We start from the raw sequence: 18136 nt of genomic DNA, 5'->3' as shown, positions 1-18136 counted from the left end.
CCACCTCCGCCCCGCCGCTGCTCCCGGAACCTCCGTCCGTTCCCCGGGAGGGTTCGTGGACGATGCGGAGGAGTCGTGAACCTGCGGTGATCGGCCGTTGATCGGCCGTAGAGCAGGGCCGTGGACCATCTGCGGCAGGGGAAGCCCGGGTCGACGGTCACCACCGCTCGGCGCCGTCCTCGGCGTGCCACGCGGTGGCCCGAGCCCCTGGTCCCCGTAGTTGGCCAACCCACGGAAGGCGGACGGAGCATGGACGGCGTTCACACCCTGCAGTCGACGGCGGGCTTCGGAGAGCTGCTCAGGATCCGGCGCGAGCGCATCGGCCTGACCCAGCAGGTGCTCGCCGATCACGCGACCCTGAGCGTCCGGGCGATCCGCGACATGGAGAGCGGACGGGTGCAGCGCCCCCGGCAGGAGACGGTCCGGCTGCTGGCCGACGCGCTGCGGCTGGAGGGCCGCAGCCGCACGGTGTTCGAGGCGGCCGCGCGCCGCCAGGTGCCCGTCGAGGAGCCGCGCGACGAACCGGCCGCCCCGCCGGTGGCCCGCGGCGCGATCGTCGGCCGGGAGCCGGAGGTCGACATGCTGACCGAGGCCCTCGCCGACCACGGCGACCGGCTGGTCACGGTGACCGGCCTCGGCGGGGTCGGCAAGACCCGGCTGGTCCTGGAGGCGGCCCGCCGGCTGCACCTGACGGCCCGCTGGTCGGTGCGCTGGACGGACTGGGCGAGCCGGCCCGGCATGGGCCCCGAGCGCCGCGCCGAACTGGTCCGCGCGATCGGCAGCCGCCCCACCCTGCTGGTCCTGGACGGCGCCGACACCGGCGTGGAGCCCGCCCTGCTGGACGAGCTGTTCCAGCGCTGCCCCGGCCTGCGGGTGCTGATCACCGCCCGGGTCGCCCAGCCGCTGCCCGGCGGCCAGGTGATCCCGCTCGCCCCGCTGCCCACCCCCGGACCGGAACTCGACCACGACCCGGTGGCGCTCGCCGAGGTCGGCGCCGTCCGGCTGCTGCTGTCGCACCTGCGCCGGCTGCGCCCCGGCTACCGGCTGGAGCCCGAGGAGGCGCCGGCGGTCGCCGCGCTCTGCCGCCAGCTCGACGGACTGCCGGGCGCGCTGGAGCTGGCCGCCGGCTGGTCGACCGTGCTCTCGCCGCGCCAGCTGGTGGCCCGGCTGGCCGAAGGACCGTTCCAACTGGCGCCGCCGCCGGCCGGGTTCGGCGGACGCGGCGGGGTCGGCGAGGCGCTGGACGCGGCGCTCGACCGGCTGACGCTGGGCCAGCGCGACCTGCTGGCCCGGCTGGCCGCCGAACCGGGGGACTGGTCGGGCGAGGACGCCGTCGAGCTGAGCGGGCGACCGCCGCAGGAGTCGCTGGCCGCCGTGCACGAGCTGCTGGCGAGCGGGCTGATCCGCAGCGTCCCGGCCCGCGACGGTGTGCGGTTCACCGTGCTCAACCTCTGCCGCCGCCTCTTCGGCGCCGCCGGCGTGTACCCGGTGCTGGCGGCGGCGAGCTGAGGCCGGCGCCTCCCCGCACCTCCCGCGCCTCCCCAGCCTCCCCAGCCTCCCCGCACCTCCCCGCACCGATACTGCCCGTCACTTGCCGGACGAGCTGCCGGTCCGTCCGCCGGTACCTCCCTAGCGTTCTGTCCGTCACCCACCGACCACTCACCGACAGCAGAGGTTTGCGCCGTGGACCAGTTGGAGCAGCAGCGCACAGAGGCCGAACCGGCCGGGCTGGACGTCGTCGTGTCGACCATGGCCTCGGACTCGCACACCTGGAACCTGGTCTTCCTGCAACTGCTGCTGGAAGAGCTCGGCCACCGGGTCACCAACCTGGGCGCCTGCGTGCCGGACGAGTCGCTGGTCGCCGAGTGCCGCCGGATCGAGCCGGACCTCATCGTGCTGAGCAGCGTCAACGGGCACGGCCACCGCGACGGTCTGCGGGTGATCGGCGCGCTGCGCGGCTGTCCCGAACTGGCCCGCACGCCGGCGGTGATCGGCGGCAAGCTCGGCATCGCCGGGCCGGGCGACCCGGACCGGCAGCGGTCGCTGCTCGCCGCCGGGTTCGACGGGGTCTTCGAGGAGGGGCGCTCGGTCGCCGACTTCCGCTCCTTCGTCCGGTCGCTGCCCTCGGCGGCAGCGCCGCCCCTGTCCGTGCCGCCCCTGTCCGCCCCGCCGCTGGGCGCCCCGCTGTTCGTGCGGACCGCCGTCGGAGGGGCGCGATGACAGGACTCGCCGCCCCCGCCAGAACCGGCTTCGGCGCCTTCGTCGCCCGCGCCCGGGCCGCCGGCGCCCTGGTGGTCCAGCCCCGGATGGGCATGGCCGACCCGCTGCGGATGCGCGACGGCCTGCTCGCCACCCGGGGCGCGGACGCCGTCACGGTCGGCACCATCACCCTGGACAGCTACACCCGCACCGGCGACCTCGCCGCCGCCCGCCGGGCGCTGGCCGACGGCGTGGGCCTCAACGGCTACCCGATCGCCGGCCACCCGGTGGACGTCACCCGGGCGGTGCTGCGCGGGGTCGCCGGCGAGGGCTTCCCGGTGCAGGTCCGGCACGGGTCGGCGCAGCCCGAGCACATCGTCCGCGCGCTGCTCGCGGTCGGCCTGGACGCCACCGAGGGCGGCCCGGTCTCCTACTGCCTGCCGTACAGCCGCACACCGCTGCGCGAGGCGGTGGAGAGCTGGCGGCGCAGCTGCGAACTGCTCGCCTCCATCCGGGAGTTCGGCGCCGAGCCGCACCTGGAGACGTTCGGCGGCTGCCTGATGGGCCAGCTCTGCCCGCCGAGCCTGCTGATCGCGGTCAGCGTGCTGGAGGCGCTGTTCTTCCGGCAGCACGGACTGCGCAGCGTCTCGCTCAGCTACGCCCAGCAGCCCGACCCGCGCCAGGACGAGGAGGCGCTCACCGTGCTCGGGCGCCTCGCCGGCGAGCTGCTGCCCGACGTCGACCGGCACCTGGTGCTCTACGCCTACATGGGCGTCTTCCCGCGCACGCCCGGCGGCGCCCGGCTGCTGCTGGAGGACGCCGCCCGGCTGGCGGTGCGCACCGGCGCGGCCCGGCTGATCGTCAAGACGACGGCCGAGGCGCACCGGATCCCGACCGTCGCCGAGAACGTCCGGGCGCTGGAGACGGCCGCCGCGGCCGCCGGCGCGGAGCACCGGCGCCCGCCGCTCGCCGTGCCGGACACCGGCATCGAGGCGGAGGCGCGGGCGCTGATCGGCGCCGTGCTGGAGCTGGACGCCGACATCGGCCGCGCCCTGGTGCGTGCCTTCGCGGCCGGCTACCTGGACGTGCCCTACTGCCTGCACCCCGACAACGCCGGCCGGGCCCGCAGCTCGCTCGGGCCGGACGGGCGGCTGCACTGGTCGGACGTCGGCGCGATGCCGATCGCCGGCCTGGCCGGCGGCCCGCGCCCGCCGATCCTCGGCTCGGCCGAACTCCTCGGCGCGCTCTCCCACGTCCAGTGGAGCTACGACAGCCGCGCCGCCGACACCCCGGACCTCGACCGAACACCCGCCGCACCACGAGAGTTGGGACTCACCACGCCATGACCACCGACGGGCCCATCCCCGCGACCGCCGCGACGCTCCCCGACCCCGGCCGCCACCTGACCTCCCCGACCACCCGCGCCGCGCTGCGGATCCAGCACCAGCTGCTCTCCGCCGCCCGCGAGTTCCTGCGCGGCCGGGGCTTCACCGAGCTGCTCCCGCCGATCATCGGCCCGGTCACCGACCCCGGTTCGCGCGGCTCCAAGCAGGTCGACGTCGACTTCTACGGCCACCGCTACAAGCTGATGACCAGCGCGATCCTCTACAAGCAGGCCTCGCTGCTGGCCTTCGACAAGATCTTCTGCATCGCGCCGAACGTCCGGCTGGAGCCGCTGGAGACCGCCGGGACCAGCCGCCACCTGGCCGAGTTCCACCAGCTCGACGTCGAGGTGGCGGGCGCGAGCCGGGACGACGTGGTGCGGCTGGTGGAGGAGCTGGTGGTGCACATGGTCGCCCGCGCGGTGCGCGAGCTGCCCAAGGAGTTCGCCGAACTCGGCCGTGACACGGACGCGTTCGCCGAGCTGCTGAAGGGCTCCTTCGGCCGGATGCGGCACGCCGAGGCGGTCGCCGAGCTGCGGGGGCTGGGCCACCCGCAGAGCCCGGACGCCGAACTCGACTGGGACGGTGAGGCGCTGCTCTCCGCGCAGCGGGACCGGCCGTTCTTCGTCACGGACTACCCCAAGGGCTCGCGCGGCTTCTACGACCGCGAGAACCCCGAGGACCCGGGCCTGCTGAGCAACTTCGACCTCATCGCGGCCGAGGGCTACGGCGAGCTGTGCAGCGGCAGCCAGCGCACCAACGACTACGCCGAGATCGTCACCCGGATGCGCGAGACGGGGGAGAACCCGCAGAAGTACCGCTGGTACCTGGACCTGGTCCGCGAAGGCGTGCCCGGCAGCGCCGGCTTCGGCATCGGCGTCGAGCGGCTGACCCGCTACGTGGCCGGGCTGGACGCGGTCTGGCAGGCCAGCGCCTTCCCGAAGGTGGCGGGGGTGGTGTCGCCGTGAGCGAGCGAACCACCAGGGGCGGCGTCCATCGCGAAGCGGCTGCCGTGCGAAGCGAGGCGGGAGCATGAGCGACCTCTCGGCACCCGGCTTTCCGGAGGAGGAGGTCCGGCAGCGGGCCCGGGCCGGGACGGCGGCGGCCTTCCCGCCGCCCGGCACGTACGGGCAGGTGCTGTTCGGCGCCGGGCGCCCGGCCGGCGGGCCCGGCGCGGACGCCCTGGACGCGCTGCGGATCGTGCCGCCGGTGTTCGTGCCGCAGCGGCTCGCCAAACTGATCGACCTGGGCCGCGAGCCGGACTACCGGGACGTCGAACTCACCACTGCCATCGGCGGGTTCGGCTCGTCCCTGCCGGTGTACGTGTCGGCGACCGGCTCCACCCGGGCGGCCGGCGGGGATCTCGGACTGGCGCTGAGCCGGCAGGCGGGCGCGCTCGGCCTGCCGATGGTGATCGGCGAGAACGTCGTCCCGGTGAACGGCTACGGCCGGCTCGGCGAGGCCGCCGACCGCGCCCTGCTCGGCCGGCTGCGCGCCTACGCCGAGGACCTGCCGGACGGGCTGGGCGGGGTGGCCGTCCAGCAGTCCACCGAGGACGCCGACGCCGAGGTGTGGAACCTCGTCTACAGCGACCCGGCGGCCCAGCCGCTGCTCGAATCCGGGCGGCTCGCCTTCGAGTTGAAGGTCGGGCAGGGCGCCAAGCCGGGCCTGGGCGGGATGACCGTGCTGGACGCCGAGGCCGCCGCCCGGCTCGGCGACCGCTACGGCATCGACCCGGTCTTCGGCGAGGACGGCCGGGTGCTGCGCGCGAGCACGCCGGGCACCTTCACGGCGGAGATCCTGCGCCAGCAGGTCCGGCTGATGCGCAACAACTTCCCCCGGGCCCGGGTCTGGGTGAAGCTGCACCCCGGCCGGGACGTCGCCGAGGCCGCCCGGGTGGCCGCCGAGGCGGGCGCGGACGCCGTCACGGTGGACGGCGCGGAGGGCGGCACCGGCTGGGCGCCGGGCGCCTTCCCGGCGCAGGTCGGGCTGCCGCTGGCGGAGTGCCTGCGCCGGCTGGCGGCCGCCGGGCCGCCGCCCTGCCTGCTGGTGTCGGGCCGGATGTGGGAGGGCGGCCGGGCGGTCAAGAGCCTGGCGCTGGGGGCGCGCGCGGTGGGCCTGGGCCGGGCGGCCCTGCTGGCCGCGGCCGAGGACCCGCAGGCGGGACTGATCCGCTTCGCCGACTGCCTCGCACTCGAACTGCGGCTGCTGATCAGCGCGCTCGGAAAGTACGCGCCGGCCGATCTGGACCGGGCCGACGTGTGGTCCCCGGATTTCCCGTCGGAATTCTGAGCAGCACCCCCTCGATCATCGAAGAGCGGATTTCCCCGAGCCCGCCGAGGCGCCCCCGTGCGCCCCGGCGGGCCGCTCGGGTTTCCTCAAGTCCTTTTCTCCAAGCGGCAGTTGAAACTGCCGATCGTCTTCCGGGAGTTCTGCCGATCGGCCCCGGAAAGCCGCCCTATCGTCGAACCACTGCCCGCAGCGTCGTCAATTCATCGGGGTTGGATGATGGAATCTCGCGGTTTCCCCTTCATATCCGTCGCGCGCCGGTTCCCGGACCGGCCGGCCGTACGGCTCGGCGCCCGGACCGTCAGCTACCGGGAGCTGGACGAGCTGAGCGGCGCCCTCGCCGCCCGGCTCGCCCCCGGCCGGACGGTGGCCGTCACCGGCCGCGACCGGCTGGACCACCTGGTCGGTCTGCTCGCCGCCCTGCGCGCCGGGGCCGTCTGCCTGCCGCTGGACCGGGAGGCCCCCGAGGAGCGCAACCGCTGGATCCGCGAGGACGCCGGCGCCACCCTCGCCCTCACCGACGGCGAGCTCACCGGGCTCGCGCCGTCCGAGGGCGCGGCCGCCGCCCCCGGCTACCTCATCTACACCTCCGGCACCACCGGCCGCCCCAAGGGCGTGCACGTCCCGCTCGCCGCGCTGACCGGCCACCTGGCGGCCGCCGTCGGCCGCTTCGGCCTCACCGCCGAGGACGTCGTGCTGCACCTCGCCCGCCCCACCGTGGACGTCGCCGTCGAGCAGACCCTCACCGCGCTGTCCGCCGGCGCCTGCCTGGTCGTCCCCGAGCGGCAACTGCTGGGCCCGGACGCCCTGCTGGACCTGCTGGACGCCGAGGGCGTCACCGTCGCCAACCTGCCCGCCGGCTACTTCCAGGAAGTGGTGCCGGCCCTGCGCCAGCGCGACCGCGCGCCGCGCGCCCTGCGGCTGATGATCTCCGGCAGCGACCGGCTGCACCCCGGGGCCGCCGCCTCCTGGTGGGCCGCCACCGGAGTCCCGCTGCTCAACGCCTACGGGCCCACCGAGACCGTGATCACCGCCACCGTGCACGAGCTGGCCGGTGCCACCGGGGCGGACGCCGTCCCGATCGGCACCCCGCTCGGCGAGCGCCGCGCCTACGTGCTGGACGACCGGCTGCGGCCGGTCACCGCGCCCGGCGAGGCCGGCGAGCTGTACCTGGGCGGGCCGCTGCTCGCCTCCGGATACCACGGCCGCCCCGGCCTGACGGCCGGCCGGTTCGTCGCGGACCCGTTCGCGCCCGAGCCGGGCGCCCGGATGTACCGCACCGGCGACGTCGTGCGCCGCGAGGGCCCGGACGCCCCGCTGGAGTTCGTCGGCCGCGCCGACCACCAGGTGAAGATCCGCGGCTTCCGGGTCGAGCCCGGCGAGATCGAGCAGCTGCTCGCCGCCCGCCCCGGCATCGCCGGCGCCGTGGTCACCGCCCACGAGGGCCGGCTCGCCGCGTACGTCACCGGCGAGGCCCCCGACCCCGTGGAGCTGCGCGCCCACCTGGCCGAGCGGCTGCCCGAGCACATGGTCCCGGCCACCGTCACCGTGCTGGACGCCTTCCCGCTGACCACCGGCGGCAAGGTCGACCGCGGCGCGCTGCCCGAGCCGCAGGCCGTGCCCGCCGCCGCCCCGGCCGGCCGCCGCCCGCCGCGCACCCCCGCCGAGCAGCTGATCGCCGCCGTCTGGGCGGACGTGCTGGGCGTGCCCGAGGTCGGCGCCGACGACAACTTCTTCCACCTGGGCGGCGATTCGCTCACCGCCGTGAGGGTGGTCGGCCGGGTCTTCGACGTCTTCGGGATGATCTCCCCGTACCTCATCTTCGACGCCCCGACGCTCGCTGAGTTCGCCGCCGCCGTCACCGCCTCCGCGCAGGGGGAACGGCCGCCGCTGACCCGGGCCGGGGCCGGTTCGGCGCCGCTCTCCCCGTACCAGCGCGGGCTCTGGTTCCTCGACCAGTGGAACCCGGGCGCGCCGACCTACATCGTGCCGTGGGTGTTCCGCTTCGCCGGCCCGGTCGACGCGGAGCTGCTGCGGCGGGCGCTGGAGGGCGTGGTGGCCCGGCACGAGGCGCTGCGCACCACCTTCGCGTTCACCGAGGACGGCCCCCGCCAGCTGATCCACCCCGCCGTGGAGGTGCCGTTCGCTGTGACGGACACCGAGGCCGGGCGCGTGGACGCGCTGGTCGCCGAGGCCGCGCTGGTCCCCTTCGACCTGGAGGAAGGCCCGCTGCTGCGCGCCCACCTCTACCGCACCGGCGGGACCGCCACCCTGCTGCTGCTCTGCCACCACATCGTCTGGGACGAGGGCTCGCTGCCCGTGCTGGAGAGCGAACTCGCCGAGCTGTACGCGGCGCTGGCCGAAGGACGCCCGGCCGACCTGCCCGGGCCCGCCGTCCAGTACGCCGACTACAGCGCCTGGCAGTACCAGGACCCGGCCCACGCCGAGCGCCAACTCGCCCACTGGCGCGAGCACCTGGCCGACGCGCCGACCGAGGCCGCGCTGCCCACCGACCACCCGCGGCCCGAGGTCCAGCGTTTCCGCGGCGACTTCCACCGCTTCGCGATGCCCCGCCCGGTCGCCGAGGCGGTCCGAGCGCTGGCCCGCAGCGAGGACGCCACCCCGTTCATGGTGCTGCTGGCCGGCCTGGCACTCACCCTGCACCGCCGCACCGGGCAGCGCGACCTGGTGCTCGGCTCCCCGGTGAGCGTCCGCGGCAGGGCCGAACTCGACGCCCTGGTCGGCTACTTCGTCAACCTCCTGCCGCTGCGCGTGCGGATCGGTGAGCCGGCGGACTTCCGCGAGCTGGTCCGGCACGTCCGCGAGGTGGCGATCGCCGGCTACCGCCACCAGGAGGCGCCGTTCGACGACATCGCGGCGAGCGTGCTGGAGGACCGCCCGGACGACCGGGCCGAGAACCGCAACCCGCTCTGCCAGGTGCTGCTGGAGCTGCACCCGCTGGACACCCGGCCGCTGACCGTCGGCGGTACCGAGGTGACCCGCGAGCTGTACTCCAACCCGGTCTCCCGCTTCGACCTGTCGATCTCCGTCGACGACCGGGGCACCGACTTCACCGGCCGCTTCGAGTACGACTCCGACCTCTTCGACGCCGCCACCATGGCCGAGCTGTGCGAGGCCTGGCTGGGCACCCTCGCCACCGCCGTCGAGGCGCCCGTGCACGCCCTGTTCGAGGCCCGCGCCGCCGGTGCCCCGGACGCGCTCGCCGTCGTCTCCGGGGAGCAGCGCCTCGCCTACGGGGAGCTGAACACCCGGGCGAACCGCCTCGCCCACCACCTGGCCGAAGCCGGGATCGGCCGCGGCGACACCGTCGCCGTGCTGGTCGAACGCGGACCGGACCTGGTGGTCGCCCTGCTCGCCGCGCTCAAGACCGGCGCCGCCTACACCCTGCTGGACCCGGACTTCCCGGCCGAACGGCTGGCCGGCGCGGTCGCCGACAGCGCCGCAGCCCTGCTGGTCACCCACCGGCACGCGAGCCCGCCGTTCCCGGTCGGGCGCCACCTCGACCTGGACGCGCAGGCCGCCGCGATCGCCGCCCGCCCCGGCCACGACCCGGGCGTGCCGGTCAGCGGCGACGACCTCGCCTGCGTGATGTTCACCTCCGGCTCCACCGGCCGCCCCAAGGGCGTCGCCGTCCCGCACCGCGCGCTCACCACCACCTACCTCGGCCAGGACTACGCCCGCTTCGGGCCCGGGGAGGTCTGGCTGCAGTGCTCCCCGGTCTCCTGGGACGCCTTCGCCCTGGAGCTGTACGGCGCGCTCTCCTTCGGCGGCGTCTGCGTGCTGCAGCCCGGCCAGCGGCCCGACCCGCAGGCCGTCGCCGAGCTGACCCGGCGCCACGGCGTCACCCAGCTCCAGCTCTCCGCCAGCCTGTTCAACTTCCTGCTGGAGGAGTTCCCGGAGACCTACGACGACCTGAAGGTGGCCTTCACGGCCGGCGAGCGGGCCTCCGTCACGCACGTCGGCAAGGCGCTCGGCCAGTACCCGGACCTCGTCGTCGCCAACGGCTACGGCCCGGTGGAGAGCCTCGGCCTGACCACCTGCCACCGCGCCACCCCCGAGGACGCCGCCGGCAGCACCATCCCGATCGGCACCCCGCTGCACGGCAAGGCGATCCACGTGCTGGACGAGCGGCTGGCGCCCGTCCCCGACGGCACCACCGGCGAGCTCTACGCGGCCGGCGGCGGCCTGGCCCTCGGCTACGTCGGCCGGCCCGCGCTGACCGCCGAGCGCTTCGTCGCCTCCCCGTTCGGCGCCCCCGGCGAGCGGCTCTACCGCACCGGCGACCTCGGCCACCGGCGCCCGGACGGCCTGCTGGAGATCACCGGCCGGATCGACGACCAGATCAAGATCCGCGGCTTCCGGGTCGAGCCCGGCGAGATCGAGGACGCGCTGACCCGCCACCCCGCCGTCCGGGAGGCCGCCGTCACCGTCCACCGGCCCGCCGGCGGCGACCAGCGGCTGGCCGCCTACGTCACCCTGGACCGCGCGGACGGCACCGGTGCGGAGACGCTGCTGGACCACCTCGCCGGGCTGCTGCCCGAGCACATGGTGCCCGCGACCCTCGACGTGCTGGACGCGCTGCCGCTCAACGCCAACGGCAAGGTCGACCGCAAGGCCCTGCCGGCCCCCGCCGAGCGCCGGGCCGCCGCGCCGGCCGACCCGCTCACCCCGCACGAACGGCTGGTCGCGGACGCCGTGCGCGCCGTCCTGGACCTCCCGGAGGACCTCGGGCCGGAGGCCAACTTCTTCCGGATCGGCGGCAACTCGCTGGCGGCCGTGCGGGTCGCCATGAAGCTCTCGCAGCAGACCGGCACCCGCGTCCCGCCGCACGTGGTCTTCCGCGGCCGGACCGTGGGCGCCATCGCCGAACGGCTGGCCTCGTGATGACGGGCCGCCCCGACACCAGCCGGACAGGAAGGAACGACACCGTGAGCCCGTCAGCCGACCCCGTGGCCGCACCCCTGGTCGCACCCGTCACCGATCCCGCGACCGACCCCGCGACCGCACCCGCCCGCACCGCGCCGGTCTCCGGCCTCCAGCGCGGCCTCTGGTTCCTCGACCACCTGAACCCGCGCACCCTCACCTACACCACCCCCTGGACGTACGAGGTCACCGGCCCGCTGGACCTCGGCGTGCTGACGCGCGCCCTGGGCGCCGTCACCGCCCGGCACGAGGCGCTGCGCACCACCTTCGCGCTGCACCCCGACGGCCCCCGCCAGCACGTCCACGACACCCTCGCCGTCCCGCTCACCGTCACCGACCTGCGCAGCCTCCCGGAGGACCAGCGGGCGGACCGCGCCGAGGAGTTGATCGAACTCTGCGCCGCCGAGCCGTTCGACCTCGGCACCGGCCCGCTGCTGCGCGCCGAGGCGATCCGGCTCGCCGACGAGCGCACCACCCTGCTGTTCGTCGTCCACCACATCGTCTGGGACGGCTGGTCGGCCGAGCTCTTCGAGCACGAACTCGCCGAGTTCTACCGGGCGTTCGCCGAGCAGCGGACGCCGGAGCTGCCGGCCCTCGCCGCCGGGTACGCCGACTGGTCCGAGGAGGAGCGGCACACCTCCTACGAGGAGCACCTGGCCTACTGGAAGGACCGCCTCGACGGCGCCCCCGCCCTGCTCGACCTGCCCGCCGACCGGCCCCGGCCCGCCGAACGCGGCGACCGCGGCGCCACCGAGCACTTCGCCCTGGCCCCCGGTACCGCCGCCCGCGTCCGGGCCCTCGCCGAACAGGAGGGCGCCACCCCGTTCACCGTCCAGCTCGCCGCCTTCGCGCTGCTGCTGAACCGCTGGACCGGCGCCGACGACCTGCTCGTCGGCACCCCGGTCACCACCCGCAACCGCCCCGAACTCGCTGACCTCATAGGCTACTTCGTCAACCTGCTGCCGCTGCGCATCCGGCTCGCCCCGGGCGCGACCTTCCGCGGGCTGGTCGCCGACCTCCAGGACGGCGCCTTCGACGCCTTCGGCTACCTCGACCTGCCCTTCGACCAGCTGGTCGACCACCTCGGCACCGCCCGCACCCCGCAGCACCCGCCGCTGGTCCAGGTGGTGTTCGGCGCCCACGGCGAGGACCGCACCCCGCTCGCCCTCGGCCGGGCCACCGCCCGGCGCACCGTCCGCTCCAACGGCACCAGCAAGTTCGACCTGACCTGGTCCGTCTTCGAGCCGGCCGAGGGCACCGGCGGGGACGCGCTGCGCGGCGAGGCCGAGTACCGCACCGAGCTCTTCGACCCCGCCACCGTCCGCCGCCTCGCCGCCGACTACGCGGCCCTGCTGGACGCCGCCCTCGCCGACCCGGACGCCACCGTCCTGCGACTCACCGCCGCCCCCGCGGCCGGGCAGCGGCCCCGCCCCGCCCGGCTCGACCCCGGCCACTGCCTGCACCACCTCTTCGAGCGGGCCGCCGACGCGCACGGCGAGCGCCCGGCCGTCGACGACGGGCGGGAGACCCTCGACTACGCCGAACTCGACCGCCGCGCCAACCGCTTGGCGCACACCCTGCGCGCCCGCGGGGTGCGCCCCGGCGACCGGGTCGGCCTGCTGCTGGAACGCACCGTCGCCGTCCCGGTCGCGATCCTCGCCGTCCTCAAGACCGGCGCCGCCTACGTCCCGGTGGACCTCGCCGCCCCCGCCGACCGGGCCGCCCTGGTGTTCGGCGACACCGCCGTCACCGCCGTCCTCACCGACCGCCCCGACCGCGCCCCCGACGGCCCCTGGCAGACCCTCGACCTGACCGCCCGGGCCGCCGAGATCGCCGCCCACCCCGACACCCGCCCGCCCGCCGCCGGCCGCCCCGGCGACCTCGCCTACCTGATCTTCACCTCCGGCTCCACCGGCCGTCCCAAGGGCGTCGCCGTCGCCCACGAGCACGTCAGCCGGCTGCTCGACTCCGGCCGCGAGCACTTCGGCTTCGGCCCCGACACCACCTGGACGCTCTTCCACAGCTACGCCTTCGACTGGACCGTCTGGGAACTGTGGGGCGCGCTGCTGCACGGCGGGCGCCTGGTCGTGGTGCCCTACCTGACCAGCCGCTCGCCCGAGGAGTTCGCCGGACTCCTCGACGACCGGCGGGTCACCCACCTGTGCCTCACCCCGTCCGCGCTGCGCCAGCTCGAACCGGCCCTGCGCCGGCGCCCCCGGGCGCTGCCCGCGCTGCGCTGGATCATGCTCGGCGGCGAGGCCCTGGACCCGGGCGTCGTCCAGCGCTGGCACGACCTCGACCCGCTGCCGCCCGCCCGGCTCTGCAACCTCTACGGCATCACCGAGACCACCGTCCACGTCACGATCCACGACGTCGCCGAGGGCGGCGCCGGCTTCGAGCGCAGCTTCGTCGGCGACCCCATGGCGCACCTCACCGCGGCGGTCCTGGACGACTGGCTGCGCCCCTGCCCGCCCGGCGTCCCCGGCGAGCTGTACATCGGCGGCGGCAGCCTCGCCCACGGCTACTGGGGCCGCCCCGGCCTCACGGCCGGCCGCTTCGTCGCCGACCCCGCGGGACCGCCCGGCGCCCGCCTGTACCGCACCGGCGATGTCGCCAGGCGGCTGCCGGACGGCGGCCTGGAGTACGTCGGCCGGGCCGACTTCCAGGTCAAGCTGCGCGGCTTCCGGATCGAGCTCGGCGAGATCGAGAACGCCGTCGCCGCCCATCCCGACGTCGACGCCTGCGTGGTGACCGTCCACGACGAGCGGCTCGCCGCGTACGTCACCGGCCGCGCCCCCGAGGACCTCCGGGCCTTCCTCGGCCGCTCACTGCCCGCCTACATGGTCCCGGCGAGCGTCACCGTGCTGGACGCGCTGCCGCTGACCGTCAACGGCAAGGTGGACCGGGCCGCGCTGCCCGCCCCCGGGCGCGCCGCACCCGAGCGGACCGGGCGGCACGTCGAGCCGCGCAGCCCCGAGGAGGAACTGTTCGCCGCCGTCTGGACGGAGGTGCTCGGGGTGCCCGGGATCGGCGTCCACGACGACTTCTTCCACCTCGGCGGCGACTCCATCCGGGCCGTCCAGCTCGCCGGCGCCCTGCACGACCGGGGCTGGGAGCTGTCCCTGCGGGACGTCTTCAACGCGCCGACCGTCGCCGCCCTGCTGCCGCTGGCCCGGCCCGTGCGCTCCGACCCGGGCGCCGACCGGCCGTTCGCGCTGATCGCCGAGGACGACCGCGCCGAGCTGCCGCCCGGCATCGTCGACGCTTACCCGATGGTCTCCATGCAGCTCTCGATGGTCTTCCACATGGAGGTCGCCGGCGGCACCGACAGCTACCACAACGTCAACTCCTACCGGATCGGCGGCGACCTCGACGAGACCGCGCTGCGCCGCTCCGTCAACGAGGCGATGGCCCGGCACGCCGTGCTGCGCACCGGCCTCGACCTCTCCGGCTACGGCGAGCCGCTGCAGCTGGTGCACGGCACGCTGCCCGCCCCCGTCGAGTTCGCCGACCTGCGCGGGCGCACCGGACAGGAGCAGGACGCCGCGATCCGGTCCGTCTTCGCGCACCACCGCGACCGGCCGTTCGACCTCACCGCGCCCCCGCTGTTCCGGATCACCGTGCAGCGCCTCGCCGCCGACGCCTTCCAGCTCACCGTCTCCGAGCACCACGCGATCCTCGACGGCTGGAGCTTCACCTCCCTGCTCACCGAGATCCTCGAACGGCACGCCGCGCTCGCCGCCGACCCGGTCTCCGCGCCCACCCCGCCGCCGCGCACCGCCTTCCGCGACTTCGTCGCCGTCGAACGGGCCGCGGCCGCCGACCCGGACTCGCTCGCCTACTGGCGGCAGCGCCTCGACGGCGCCACCGGCCAGCTCTGGCCCGGCAGCGAGCACGTCCACGAACTGCCGCGCACCGTCGAGCGGGTGCTGCCGGACGCGCCCGGGCAGCTGCGCGCCGTCGCCGACGCGCTCGCCGTCCCGGTCAAGTCCGTCGCGCTCGCCGCCCACCTGCACGCCCTCGCGCACATCACCGGGCGGCGCCGGGTCACCACCGGGCTGGCGATGAACGGCCGGCTGGAGCGGCTCGGCGGCACCGAGGTGTACGGGCTCTTCCTGAACACCGTCCCGCTGGTCGCCGAGCCGGGGGAGGACCTCGCGGCGCTGGTGCGGCACGTGCACCGCGAGGAGCTGGACATGATGCCGCACCGCCGGGTGCCGTTCGCCCGGCTGGCCCGGATGATGGCCGACACCGCCCTCGACAGCCAGTTCGGCTACCTGCGCTTCCACGCCCTGGGCCGGCTCAGCTCGGCCCGCATCGAGGACGGCCGGATCGGCACCGAGCCCACCTACCGGCACGAGCCCAACAGCTTCACCTTCGGCGCGTCGCTGATCCAGGACCCGGTCACCCAGCGGGTGCTGCTCGCCGTGGACCACCAGCGGTCGCTGGTCGACGACGCCACGGCGGAGGAGTTCATGGACGCCTACGCGGCGGCCCTGGCCCGCCTGGCCGCCGGCGCCTGACGGGCCCCGACGCCGAGGACCACCGTTCCGCCCCCACCCAGCCCTTCACCGAGGAGTACCCCGCCATGACCACCTTCGCGGAGCCGGCCACCATCGCCCCCGCCACGGCCACCGACCTGCTGACCCGGCTGCGCGCCGCCGTCGCCGCCCACCCCGACCGGCCCGCCGTGCACGCCGCCGACGGCAGCCTCGACTTCGCCGCCCTGAACCGGCGCACCGCCGCCCTCGCCGCCGCCCTGCGCGCCGCCGGCGTCCGGCGCGGCGACCGGGTCGGCGTCCACCTCGCCCGCACCCTCGACCTGCCGGTCGCGCTGCTCGCCGTCTGGCGGGCCGGCGCCGCGTACGTCCCGCTGGACCCGGCCTATCCGGCCGAGCGGATCGCCTTCATGGCCGCCGACGCCCGCCTCACCGCCGTGGTCAGCGCCGACCCGGCGCCGCCCGTCCCGGCCGGCGTCGCCGTGCTGCGCCCGGACGCCGAGGGGCCCGCGGCCCCGGACACCGTCACCCACCCGCTGGACCCCGCCTACGTCATCCACACCTCCGGCTCCACCGGCCGCCCCAAGGGCGTCGAGGTGCCGTTCGGCGCCGTCGCCCGCCTCGCCGCCAACCTGGAGGCGATCGGCGCCCACCGGAGCGAGCCGGCCGTGGTCGCCTGGAACGCCAGCGTCTCCTTCGACGCCTCCGTCCCGCAGTGGATCCGGATCTGCCGCGGCGACACCCTGGTGGTCGTCGACGACGCCCGGCGCGCCGACCCGGCCCGGCTGGCCGCGCTGCTCGCCGAGCACGGCGTCACCGACCTCGACCTCACCCCGTCCCACTGGCAGCTGCTGCGCGAGCCGCTGCTCGACCCGAGGAACGGCGCCGGCGTCCCGCGCCTGTTCATGGGCGGCGAGCCGGTCCCCGAGCGCACCTGGCGCGAGCTGGCCGACGGCCGCGTCGAGGCGTTCAACCTGTACGGGCCGACCGAGTGCACCGTGGAGGTGATCGCCGCCCGGATCACCGGCCCCGGCCCGCACCTCGGCGAGCCGATGCCCGGCGTGCGCGCCTACCTGCTGGACGAGCGGCTGGTGCCGGTCGCCGGGCCCGGCGCGGTCGGCGAGCTGTACCTGGGCGGGCCCGTCCTCGCGCACGGCTACGCCGGACAACCCGGGCTGACCGCCGGGCGCTTCGTCGCCGACCCGTTCGCCCCGGAGCCGGGCGCCCGGATGTACCGCACCGGCGACCAGGCCCGCCGCACCGCCGAAGGCCTGCTGGAGTACGTCGGCCGGGTGGACCGGCAGGTCAAGCTGCGCGGCTTCCGCGTCGAACTCGGCGAGGTGGAGCACGCGGTGGCGGAGCTGGACGGCGTCACCGCCGCCGCCGTGACCGTGCACGAGCCCGCGCCCGGGGACACCCGGCTGGCCGCCTACGTCACCGGCCCCGCGGCCGACCCCGCCACGCTGCTCGCCGCCCTGCGCCGCACCCTGCCCGCGCACCTGGTGCCGGCCACCGTGACCGTGCTGGACGCCATGCCGCTCACCCCGAACGGCAAGACCGACCACCGCGCGCTGCCCGCGCCCGCCGCCGAGCCGGCCGCGGAGAGCACCGGCGGGGGAGTGGCGGAGCAGGTCGCCGAGGTGTGGCGCACCGTGCTCGGCGTCCCCGAGGTGCTGCCCACCGACGATTTCCTCGGCCTCGGCGGCCACTCGCTCGCCGCCCTGCGCGTCGTCCACCTGCTGCGCCGCAAGCTCGACGTCGAGCTCCAGCTGCGCCACCTGCTGGACGCCGCCGACCTGGCCGCCTTCACCGAGGCCGTCCGGCGCGCCACCACCACCGCCCCGGCCGCCGCCCGCCCGGCCCTCACCCCCCGCCGCCCGGCCACCCGGTGACCGCCCCGGCCCCGGGGGTTCGACCGCCCCTCACCGCCCGGCCCCGTCCGGCCGCCTCCTCCGCCCCGCTCCGCCGGGGCCCGGCACCCGCGGCGTCCGCCGCCTCCGCCCGGGCCGTTCCGGCCACCCGGCCGCGCGTCGAGGGGGACTGGTTCCTCCTCCCCGCACCCCAACCCGCCGCCCCCGTCCGGCTGTTCTGCTTCCCGCACGCCGGCGGTGACGCCACCGCCTTCACCCCGCTGGCCCGGGCCATCGCCCCCGCCGCCGAGGTGTGGGCGCTGCGCCCGCCGGCGCGGGGCGGGCGCAGCCGCGATCCGATGCCCGCCGACTTCGCCGCCCTGGTCGAGGCGGTCGCCGGGGCCCTGGCCCCGCACCTCGGCCCCGGCCGGCGGGCCGCCTTCTACGGGCAGAGCTTCGGCGCCCTGCTCGCCTACGAGGTGGCCCGGGCGCTGCCCGCCGACCGCCGCCCCGAGCTGGTGGTGGTGGCCGGGGCGCCCAGCCCGGCCGAGTGGACCGAGCGCGAGACCAAGGACCTCGACGCGGCCGAACTCCTGCGCCTGACCGGGATGGAGGAGTTGCTCCGGGCCGACCCGGAGCTGGTCGAGCTGGCCCTCGGCGGCATCCGCACCGACCTCGCGGTCAGCGTCACCTACCGCCACCGGCCGGGCCCGCCGATCGGCTCCGCGCTGTACGCGGTGGCCGGCGCCGAGGACCCGATGCTGGCCACCACCGGCCTCACCGGCTGGGCCGCCCACACCCGGGGCGCCTTCGGCCACCGGGTCCTGCCCGGCGGGCACCTGCTCGCCACCGTCGACCTGCCCGGCCCGGTCGACCTGCTGACCGCGCTCCTGACCACCTGACCTCCCGTCCCAGCACCCTCCCGAGCACCACCCCGCCCCGTACCGCCCCGCCCCCTCCCGGCCGGCCGTCG

General features: G+C 76.3%; 9 protein-coding genes. All 9 read left to right on the top strand.

What is annotated here, in order from left to right; all coding sequences use genetic code 11:
- Positions 1 to 249: 249 nt before the first annotated feature.
- The 9 genes from ABT238_RS24205 (at position 250) to ABT238_RS24165 (ending at position 18065) form a co-directional block, all read left to right on the top strand.
- The gene (locus ABT238_RS24205; protein WP_350788026.1) at positions 250 to 1509 is read left to right on the top strand and encodes a helix-turn-helix domain-containing protein; all 1260 of its coding nucleotides are present in this window, start codon (positions 250 to 252) and stop codon (positions 1507 to 1509) included.
- Between the two features lie 240 nt (positions 1510 to 1749).
- The gene (locus ABT238_RS24200) at positions 1750 to 2220 is read left to right on the top strand and encodes a cobalamin B12-binding domain-containing protein (protein ID WP_502884230.1); all 471 of its coding nucleotides are present in this window, start codon (positions 1750 to 1752) and stop codon (positions 2218 to 2220) included.
- Entirely contained in the window at positions 2217 to 3545 is a 1329-nt protein-coding gene (locus tag ABT238_RS24195; RefSeq protein ID WP_350564285.1) for a methylaspartate mutase, read from the top strand. Before ABT238_RS24200 ends, ABT238_RS24195 begins: the two co-directional genes overlap by 4 nt.
- Positions 3542 to 4549, top strand: a complete 1008-nt coding sequence (locus ABT238_RS24190; protein WP_350564284.1) for an asparagine synthetase A — start codon at positions 3542 to 3544, stop codon at positions 4547 to 4549. The genes ABT238_RS24195 and ABT238_RS24190 overlap by 4 nt, the downstream gene beginning before the upstream one ends.
- Before the next feature lie 64 nt (positions 4550 to 4613).
- A complete protein-coding gene (locus ABT238_RS24185) occupies positions 4614 to 5873 on the top strand; it encodes a glutamate synthase-related protein (RefSeq protein WP_350787988.1) in 1260 nt (419 codons plus the stop codon).
- Between the two features lie 216 nt (positions 5874 to 6089).
- Positions 6090 to 10775, top strand: a complete 4686-nt coding sequence (locus ABT238_RS24180) for a non-ribosomal peptide synthetase (protein WP_350787965.1) — start codon at positions 6090 to 6092, stop codon at positions 10773 to 10775.
- Positions 10776 to 10819: 44 nt separating this feature from the next.
- A complete protein-coding gene (locus tag ABT238_RS24175) occupies positions 10820 to 15337 on the top strand; it encodes a non-ribosomal peptide synthetase (protein ID WP_350787944.1) in 4518 nt (1505 codons plus the stop codon).
- A 65-nt stretch (positions 15338 to 15402) separates the two neighbouring features.
- Positions 15403 to 17205 (top strand): non-ribosomal peptide synthetase, encoded by a 1803-nt coding sequence (locus ABT238_RS24170; protein ID WP_350787927.1) that lies wholly within the window; start codon positions 15403 to 15405, stop codon positions 17203 to 17205.
- A complete protein-coding gene (locus ABT238_RS24165) occupies positions 17202 to 18065 on the top strand; it encodes a thioesterase II family protein (RefSeq protein ID WP_350787912.1) in 864 nt (287 codons plus the stop codon). The genes ABT238_RS24170 and ABT238_RS24165 overlap by 4 nt, the downstream gene beginning before the upstream one ends.
- The last annotated feature ends 71 nt before the right edge of the window (positions 18066 to 18136 follow it).

The sequence above is a fragment of the Kitasatospora sp. NPDC001527 genome, assembly GCF_040298605.1.
GTDB lineage: Bacteria > Actinomycetota > Actinomycetes > Streptomycetales > Streptomycetaceae > Kitasatospora.
This window is presented reverse-complemented; position numbering and strand designations above follow the sequence as displayed.

Bases quoted from the DNA above. Each gene is read 5' to 3' on its own strand.
- ABT238_RS24205 (WP_350788026.1), top strand. From the start codon at position 250: ATGGACGGCGTTCACACCCTGCAGTCGACGGCGGGCTTCGGAGAGCTG.
- ABT238_RS24200 (WP_502884230.1), top strand. From the start codon at position 1,750: ATGGCCTCGGACTCGCACACCTGGAACCTGGTCTTCCTGCAACTGCTG.
- ABT238_RS24195 (WP_350564285.1), top strand. From the start codon at position 2,217: ATGACAGGACTCGCCGCCCCCGCCAGAACCGGCTTCGGCGCCTTCGTC.
- ABT238_RS24190 (WP_350564284.1), top strand. From the start codon at position 3,542: ATGACCACCGACGGGCCCATCCCCGCGACCGCCGCGACGCTCCCCGAC.
- ABT238_RS24185 (WP_350787988.1), top strand. From the start codon at position 4,614: ATGAGCGACCTCTCGGCACCCGGCTTTCCGGAGGAGGAGGTCCGGCAG.
- ABT238_RS24180 (WP_350787965.1), top strand. From the start codon at position 6,090: ATGGAATCTCGCGGTTTCCCCTTCATATCCGTCGCGCGCCGGTTCCCG.
- ABT238_RS24170 (WP_350787927.1), top strand. From the start codon at position 15,403: ATGACCACCTTCGCGGAGCCGGCCACCATCGCCCCCGCCACGGCCACC.